General features: G+C 37.8%; 1 protein-coding gene and 1 pseudogene. Both read left to right on the forward strand.

Annotated elements, in window-relative coordinates:
* Positions 1 to 297 (forward strand): phage antirepressor KilAC domain-containing protein (locus tag ACFIJP_RS09555; protein WP_375627192.1); only part of this gene is annotated, 297 nt, incomplete at its 5' end.
* Positions 298 to 437: 140 nt separating this feature from the next.
* Positions 438 to 637 (forward strand): annotated as a pseudogene (locus tag ACFIJP_RS09560) (recombinase); the annotation flags it as partial.

The raw sequence follows: 637 nt of genomic DNA on the forward strand, positions 1-637 counted from the left end.
CTTGAAAGCTTACAGCGTCATAATGGACTCTTTGGTCTTACAGAAGCCGCTAAAATACTCGAGATGCAACCAAAACAGTTCATTCAATTTTTACAAGAAAAAGGTTGGGTTTACAGACGAGCAGCAGGTGGAAATTTGCTACCGTATCAAGACAAAATCCAAAAGCAACTTATGGATTGCCCAACTATTACACTTAAAACCGCAAATGGAATAGAAAAAGTCATTCCTTGCGCAAAAATCACAGCAAAAGGAATTGGTGTGTTGTCTCAAAAACTTAAACGACAAAGCATGCATTAAAAGCAACAATTATGGAAAAGAAATACGAACGACTAATCTTATAGTCTCTCTATAAACCGTTTCTAACCACACAAACAACTTTTAAACACAAGCGTGATTCACGCCACGGGGGAATTGCGCTCAAATAGGAGGAAATCAAGATGAGTAAACAAAACACTAACCTAACAGAAATTGAAGAAACACATCATTTAGCCGTCGAACAAACTGCTATGGAACGCATTTTAAATAGAGCCTTAGGAAATGACGTCGATATGGACCGTCTTGAGCGTCTCATTGCCTTACGAGAAAAAGAAATAGAACGACAAAACTACGAAAGATTTGCCAGTGATCTTTCGAATAT

Source organism: Bartonella sp. MU37NMGALS, assembly GCF_042194015.1.
Taxonomy (GTDB): Bacteria; Pseudomonadota; Alphaproteobacteria; order Rhizobiales; family Rhizobiaceae; genus Bartonella; species Bartonella grahamii.